The sequence below is a fragment of the Arachidicoccus sp. genome (assembly GCF_050436765.1).
Lineage (GTDB): Bacteria > Bacteroidota > Bacteroidia > Chitinophagales > Chitinophagaceae > Arachidicoccus.
The window spans coordinates 31,818-39,048 of the sequence record NZ_JBNQGD010000140.1 but is presented as its reverse complement, the minus strand read 5'-3'; the positions used below and the strand labels follow the sequence as shown (position 1 = coordinate 39,048).

General features: G+C 40.0%; 6 protein-coding genes and 1 pseudogene. 2 read left to right on the top strand and 5 right to left on the bottom strand.

Going from position 1 to position 7,231, the window contains the following annotated elements; genetic code table 11:
* Both ACQR30_RS05935 and ACQR30_RS05930 read left to right on the top strand, forming a co-directional pair.
* Positions 1-586: pseudogene (locus ACQR30_RS05935) on the top strand (SusC/RagA family TonB-linked outer membrane protein); the annotation flags it as partial.
* A gap of 19 nt (positions 587-605) precedes the next feature.
* Positions 606-2,558, top strand: a complete 1,953-nt coding sequence (locus ACQR30_RS05930; protein WP_429732660.1) for a SusD/RagB family nutrient-binding outer membrane lipoprotein — start codon at positions 606-608, stop codon at positions 2,556-2,558.
* A gap of 313 nt (positions 2,559-2,871) precedes the next feature.
* Here the strand turns inward: ACQR30_RS05930 and ACQR30_RS05925 are convergent, their stop codons facing one another.
* From ACQR30_RS05925 to ACQR30_RS05905, 5 genes are all read right to left on the bottom strand, one after another.
* Positions 2,872-3,366 (bottom strand): hypothetical protein, encoded by a 495-nt coding sequence (locus ACQR30_RS05925; protein ID WP_429732658.1) that lies wholly within the window; start codon positions 3,364-3,366, stop codon positions 2,872-2,874.
* Between the two features lie 119 nt (positions 3,367-3,485).
* Positions 3,486-3,893, bottom strand: a complete 408-nt coding sequence (locus ACQR30_RS05920) for a hypothetical protein (protein WP_429732655.1) — start codon at positions 3,891-3,893, stop codon at positions 3,486-3,488.
* Positions 3,894-4,097: 204 nt separating this feature from the next.
* Positions 4,098-5,237: a tRNA guanosine(34) transglycosylase Tgt gene (gene tgt / locus ACQR30_RS05915; RefSeq protein ID WP_429732652.1), complete on the bottom strand. Its 1,140-nt coding sequence runs from the start codon at positions 5,235-5,237 to the stop codon at positions 4,098-4,100.
* Positions 5,238-5,357: 120 nt separating this feature from the next.
* Positions 5,358-6,113 carry a zinc ribbon domain-containing protein gene (locus ACQR30_RS05910; RefSeq protein ID WP_429732650.1) on the bottom strand — a complete coding sequence of 252 codons (756 nt, stop codon included), beginning with the start codon at positions 6,111-6,113 and terminating at the stop codon, positions 5,358-5,360.
* Positions 6,114-6,129: 16 nt separating this feature from the next.
* Positions 6,130-7,227, bottom strand: a complete 1,098-nt coding sequence (locus ACQR30_RS05905) for a Nif3-like dinuclear metal center hexameric protein (protein ID WP_429732647.1) — start codon at positions 7,225-7,227, stop codon at positions 6,130-6,132.
* Positions 7,228-7,231 lie beyond the last annotated feature (4 nt).

Here is a 7,231-nt window from a genome sequence, read left to right as displayed (position 1 = left end):
ACCCAATCAGGCAACTAAAGATTTGGGCAGCCAACAGGCGAGTTCACTTTTAGGCTTTACCAATAGCTTTTCCTATAAGAATTTTCATTTGTCCATATTACTGGATGCGCGTTTCGGCGGTAAAATATTTTCCGGTACCATGGATGCTTTGGAGCTAAACGGTGTATCGGCAGCTACGGTTGTTAATGGGGGCAGAGATTCGATGACGGTAAAGGGAGTTACAGATAATGGTTCAGGCACCTATACGCCAAATACGCAGAAAGTATCTCCGCAAGACTATTGGAAACAAATAGGCGCTACCGGAGGTAATCTGGGTATTGATGAAGCCAATATATATGACGCGTCCAATATTCGTATCAGAAATATTCAATTAGGCTATAGTTTCTCCCATAAAATGCTGGCCAAAACACCTTTTCAAAAAGCTATGTTGTCTGTATCTATGAATAATGTATGGCTGATATCCAGCCATATGCATGGCATGGATCCGGAAAGCGTTTATGCTACAAGCACCAATGCTACCGGATTTGAAAATGGATCGGCACCTACAACGAGGACCTTCTATATCAACTTAAACTTAGGATTCTAAAATCTAAATATTATTAATTATGAAAAAGACATTCATAAAATCGTGCCTGCTGATTACAACTGGTCTGGTTGTTGCGGGGTGCAGCAAATTCGATGCGCTTAATGTAAAGCCTGATGCTGCAAGCGTCAGTCAAGTACAGGTAGAATATTTTATCGATAATTCTATCATACACAACCAGCAGAACCCTGCCACATCGGAAAGAGCTTTTATTTTGTATTGGCAGGCAGCGGGTCATCAGATTTCGGATGCAGATGGTGAAACATTCTCCTCAGGTGCTTATTCCGACGAATGGATTGGCGAATATTATCAGGAAATGTCGGAATCTTTACAGTACATCAATAGCGCTGTAACGGTGGCCAATCAACAATTGGCAAATGGAACAGCTAAATTATATACCAATAATTTGCTTCAAGTGGCAAGAATATGGCGGGCTTATCTGATGAGTGAACTAAGCGACTGTTTTGGCCCTATTCCCGTTAACGCTTTTCAAGGAGTAAATCCGCAGTTTTCAAGCGTGAAAACTGTATATTATTACATGCTGGATGAGCTAAAAGATGCGACCGCTAAAATGGATGCAAATGTAAGTGTTCAAGGGAATTCAGCTGTAACAAATGAGGACCCTGCTTTTGGATATGATTTTGATAAGTGGGAAAGGTATGGCAACTCTTTGCGCTTGCGATTAGCCATGCGCCTATCAGAAGTTGATCCCGCCAAGGCACAAGCAGAATTTGAAGATGCAGACAAGGGCAAATTGATGACGGACAATTCGGGTATTTTCCAGATTCAGGAAAAACCGGGATGGGATGATTTGTCCGGCGTATATACGCGCAGTTGGTATGTATTGCCAATAGGCGTTAGTCTAAACAATTTGATGCTTAATTTAGGTGGGGTTAAATCCTCCGATTTATTACCTAATGTAATAACACAGGATTTGGCTGCGGCTCAGGCGAATGTGAAGCCTGCGGATTATATTGGTCAGCGTTTCCCTAACCAGTTTTCTACGATGACCAACGACCCCTCGGCCGGTTATTGGTTTAATGGATTGCCTTATACCGTTGATCCACGTGCCTACCAAATGTTTTATATCCCCGGCAATTTTAACAGCCCGACATATCCAGCTGCGGGTGCCGTTAATCAAACGACTGTGGGGGCCTTAAGAGATGTGAACGGAGATACACTTAAATTAATTGATGCGGCATATACCTGGAACCCTGTGCCAGATGGAGATTTGGGTACCAAAGGAGGCCCCGCAAATACAAATGACTTGAACAATATATATGTGGCCGCAAACGGTTATGTGCCAAGTTTGGTGAACAAATTCAGGACACAAACGGCAAAGCGTGTATTCTTTGCACCTTGGGAAACTTATTTCCTTCTTGCTGAAGCTGCTGTAAGAGGATGGTCGACGCCGATGGACGGTAGAACTGCCTATAACGATGGTATTGCAAGTAGCTTTCAATATTGGGGTGTTTCTCAATACTTAAGTGCTTATTTGACTTCCAGTGATTATAACAGAGCGGGAACTTCTGTAAGCTGGGACAATACCACTGAACCAGGTAGTACACATATAATGAACTATGTAGATGGCGTGACCGGTATACCGGGTATAGCTACCATAAAATATCCGGTAAATAATTTATATAAAAATGGAAGTCTGCGCAATGACCTTCTTACAAAAATCATTACCCAAAAATTTATAGCTCAAACGCCATGGCTGCCATTAGAAGCTTGGAGTGATCATAGAAGGCTCGGTTTGCCCTTCTTTGAAAACGTCGTTGTGGAAAAGAATATTCCGACATTGCCTGATTTAACCGCTTCAAATTATATGACCGCAAGTATTAAATTTCTTCCGCAAAGAGAACCATATCCATCTTCATTTAAAAATAGCGATGCAGCAGGATATAAACAAGCGGTAGATTCACTAGGTGGCAATGATGCAGTACTTACTCCATTATGGTGGGCGCAACACTAAGCAAGTACATTTTCTATATAAAAACAAAGGCTGCTCAATAACTGAGTGGCCTTTGTTTTTCCTTTTTTTGTGGTTTTTACATCTCCAGCAAATATTTGTTCTATTGTAAAGCTATCAAGTCTATGCCATACGCTACTATCCATCGTAGGTAAGACAAATACCAATGCAATTAATGAGATTTCTTGTTAGAATGTTTTGAAACTGCTTGCCAGGCTGGGTCGCAAAAGCGAAGAGTCCGCGTTTTTCTCTTAGAATGTATGTTGATAGGTTAGCTGTTAAAGAAGTGCCGTTGCGAAGTTGATTATTGTTTTTGTTAATAACCATAACCATTATACCCGCCGCGGTAATAACCATTTCTATTACCCATCGTGTTATTAGATTGTGCGGCCTGTGCATCTTTTTGTGCTTTTATCCTTTCGTCCTGTTCCTTTTTTTGTCTTATTTCAAAGGCTTGTAGTCGTTGTAGTTCTTCGGCATTTAAGACAGCGCCCAAATGCATGTACATATCACCATCCAGCATACCGGTCTGAACGTCTTTATCATCTTTGGAAATGGACTTATCATTATTGATTTTCATTTTCTTAAGAAGGTAGGTGAGCTCTATTGCAGCAACCGTATCTCTTTTGGCTGTTGGGATGTTTAATGAATCTCCAAGTACACGTTTATAGCCTTCTATGAAGTTCATTTTTTGCGCTTCCGTTGGAGTGAAGTCGCCTCCCCCCCTTTTCTTATGCCTTCTTTGCCCCATTGATATAGTACTAATGCAAAGAAACAACAAGGTTACCAATATGGTTAGGGCTCTTTTCATCTTAAATAAAATTGATTTCAAAAGTAAAAGTAAAAAAAGCGTTGCATTCCTCAAAAATTGATTTCAGGAACTGCAACGCTAAACCTTTAAATATAGAAGCAAAAAATTAAATAATCACTTTACTGATTGCTATCGGAAGCTTTCTTAGCCTTCCATTGTGCCATTCTATCCTTACGACTCTTTTCAATCAACGCTTTTTGTTCGGGGGTGTAAATGGCATCACGATCTTTCATGTTTTCTTTCATCAATGCCCTAAAAGCGTCTTTCTTCTGATCATCAGAAAGGCTGGCGTCGTTTTTAATGGCATCCCGTTTAGTTTTCATAGATTCATTCAAGGCCTTCAGTTTCGTTTGTTGATCAGGCGTTAAATTCAACTGTTTCATCAATTGAGGATTCATTCCTCCGCGCATACCACCTCTGTGCATGCCTTCTTTTTGCGTGGTTGGTGTCGTTGTGTTGGCGTCTTGTGCTTTTGTCACGGTCACAAAAAGCAAAAAAGCAAAACCCATTAAAAAAATCTTTTTCATTGTTTCTGTTTTTGATATTTATAATTTATGAGACATATATCGTTTTCTAAAACGAATATACTGCTGATAGAGTTCTAAAAATGTAACAAGTTTACTGGAGGAAATGATTTTTCGGTAGAAAAGGTGTTTTAACAGGCAAGAACCTTTTTCCTTACCGACCGATTGCCTGAAATAATCGCTTTTCTGCAAAAAAAATGGCTGTATTTAAAGTCGCTGCTTACATTTCACTACCATTTCTTCTTTCCAACTCTTAAAATCCCCGGCAAGAATGTGCTTTCTTGCTTCTGTCACCAACCATAAATAAAAAGAAAGATTTTGCAAACTGGCTAATTGGCCTGCTAAAAGCTCACCACTAATAAATAAATGTCTGAGATAGGCTTTGGAGTAGTAATTACTGGTCTCACATTCAAATCCGTGGTCAATTGGTGAAAAATCCGTTGCCCATTTTTTATTTCTTATATTAACTACGCCCTGGGTTGTAAACAGCATACCATTGCGTCCATTACGTGTTGGCATTACGCAATCAAACATATCTACACCTAAAGAGATTCCTTCCAGAATATTCCATGGCGTACCTACTCCCATTAGGTAACGGGGTTTATCGCCGGGCAAATTGTCGCAACACAGCTCGGTGAATGCGTACATTTTATCTTCCGGTTCTCCTACGCTTAGGCCGCCAATTGCATTACCTGCCGCATTTTTTGAGGCAATAAATTGCGCCGATTCTTTGCGTAAATCCTTAAAAGTACTTCCTTGAACAATCGGAAAAAGATTCTGCGTATAACCATATTTGTCTTCGGTCTCCGCTAATCTTTTTATACACCTATCGAGCCAGCGATGTGTAAGTTGCATGCTTTTTTGGGCATATATATATTCGCATCCGGCTGGTGGACATTCGTCAAATGCCATAATGATATCGGCGCCAATGCTGCGCTGTGTATCCATGACGCTTTCCGGAGAAAACAGGTGGCGGCTGCCGTCAATATGCGATTGAAAAATAACGCCTTCTTCCTTAATCTTCCGGGTTCCTGATAGTGAAAACACTTGATATCCGCCACTGTCTGTAAGAATGGGTCTTTCCCATCCATTGAAGCGATGCAGTCCTCCTGCTTGTTCCAATATATTCGTGCCGGGTCTTAGATATAAATGATAAGTATTTCCCAGAATAATTTGCGCCCCAACTATATTCTTTAATTGTTGTTGGTTTACCGCTTTTACGCTCCCTACTGTTCCTACCGGCATAAAAATTGGCGTAAGTATTTCTCCGTGATCGGTGGTTATTTTCCCGGCACGAGCTTTCGTTTGACTGTCGTTTGCCTGAAGATGAAATTGCAGTTTAGCCATAGTGCAAATATTAACTTTACTGGGTGCGTTTAAGCGGTAAACCGCTCTAGTTTCTTGTATAAAAGAGAAAGAGCTACACTATTTTTATGCAGTGTAGCTCTTTTTAATATCAATAGTAAATTATTTTATTTCGACAGACTCAGACAATTCTTCGTCCACCAGGATACGACCACAGTTTTCGCAAACCATGATTTTTTTGCGTTGTTTTATTTCACTTTGTTTTTGTGGAGGAATAGCATTGTAACAACCGCCGCAGGCATCTCTTTCAACGTGTACCACAGCCAAACCGTTTCTGTAGTTTTTGCGAATACGATCGTAAGAAAACAATAAGCGTTCTTCAATTTCTTTGCGTGCTTTCTCGATTTTGCTTTGGAATGCAGTTTCTTCTTTTTCCGTTTCTGCAATAATTTTACCCAATTCCTGTTTTTTGTTGGCAAGAATAGCTTCTTTGCCTTCTATTCTGTGTTTTACTTCTTCAAAAACTTTAACTTTATCTGCCAGTTCCACATTTGCGTCGCGAATGTGTTTTTCAGCTAGTTTACCTTCAAGTTGCTGCATTTCAATTTCTTTATTGATTGCTTCAAACTCGCGGTTGTTTTTAACGTTTTCGCTTTGTTTTTCATATTTCAATGCAAGAGCCTCTGATTCCTTAATGATTTCTTTCTTTTCATTAATAAAGTCCGAAATGCCATTAATTTCTTCTTCAATACGGTTTTTGCGGCTATTTAAACCAGCTAATTCATCTTCCAAATCGCTTACTTCTATCGGAAGTTCACCTTTTAGGGTTTGAATTTGATCAAGCTTGCTATCAAGCTTTTGAAGTTTTATTAGCTCAACTAATTTTTCCTCTACAGAGAAATCTTTAACTACTGCCATACGTTTTGTTGTTCTTTTACAAGTAATACTGAACCGGATTGGTTCCCAATGCCGATTTTAAGATGGCAAAGGTAGTAAATTTTGTAACCAAAATATCAAATATTAAATCTATTGTATATTGTTCGCTTTCCCAATGCCCGATATCGGCAAGAACCAATTGATTATCAGCATCAAAAAATTCATGATATTTAATGTCGGAAGTAATGAAAATCTGGGCTTTGGCGGCAATAGCCGACTTGGTTAAAAAGCTGCCCGCGCCGCCACAAACCGCTATTCTTTTTAGTTTTTGACCCAGCAACGCAGTATGCTTGATGCAAGGCGTTTTAAAAATACTTTTTAAGGTTGCCAAAAAAGCGGATTCGTCTGCTTCGGCAGCTAAGTCGCCAATAATGCCACTGCCAATATCTTGATAAATATTGCTAAGAGGGATGATATCGTAGGCTACTTCCTCATAAGGATGCGCTCGCTGCAAGGCGGTGGTGAGTGAGGGTTGTAAGTGATTGGGGAAAATAAATTCGATTTTTAGTTCTTCCGCGTCCACCCTTTCACCGATATTTCCCACAACCGGATGCGCGCCCTCTTTGGCTTTGAATGTGCCTGTTCCGGGGCTGCTATAACTACATTGCGTATAATTGCCGATATTGCCGGCGCCTGCTGTAAACAATGCGTTGCGAACTTTTTCGAGTTCATTAGGCGGAACAAAGGTGATTAGTTTGCTAAGTGAATTAGTTTTCGGTGCTAATATTTTTTGATTTGTAAGCCCCAACAAGTCGGCAATTTTTTTGTTGACACCCATGTATACATTGTCCAGATTGGTGTGAATGGCATAAATCGCAATATTATTTTTGATGGCTGCAATTACTGTTCGTTCCACATAATTTTCTCCATTCAATTTTTTAATGGCTGAGAAAATAATAGGGTGGTGCGCAACAATTAAATTGCAGTTTTTTGCCAGGGCCTCTTCTACAACCGTTTCCAATGTGTCCAGCGTACACAGAACTCCAGTACACTCCCACTCAGATGACCCCACTAATAGACCGGAATTATCATAACTTTCCTGATAATTTAAGGGTGCAATAGACTCCAGCGTTTGTATAATCTCCTTAATTTTCATAATT

What these genes read in the sequence shown, in the direction of transcription:
- ACQR30_RS05930 (WP_429732660.1), top strand. Translation starts at nt 606, where the DNA reads ATGAAAAAGACATTCATAAAATCGTGCCTGCTGATTACAACTGGTCTG.
- ACQR30_RS05920 (WP_429732655.1), bottom strand. Translation starts at nt 3,893, where the DNA reads ATGAAAAAGATTTTTTTAATGGGTTTTGCTTTTTTGCTTTTTGTGACC.
- ACQR30_RS05905 (WP_429732647.1), bottom strand. Translation starts at nt 7,227, where the DNA reads ATGAAAATTAAGGAGATTATACAAACGCTGGAGTCTATTGCACCCTTA.
- tgt (WP_429732652.1), bottom strand. Translation starts at nt 5,237, where the DNA reads ATGGCTAAACTGCAATTTCATCTTCAGGCAAACGACAGTCAAACGAAA.
- ACQR30_RS05910 (WP_429732650.1), bottom strand. Translation starts at nt 6,113, where the DNA reads ATGGCAGTAGTTAAAGATTTCTCTGTAGAGGAAAAATTAGTTGAGCTA.
- ACQR30_RS05925 (WP_429732658.1), bottom strand. Translation starts at nt 3,366, where the DNA reads ATGAAAAGAGCCCTAACCATATTGGTAACCTTGTTGTTTCTTTGCATT.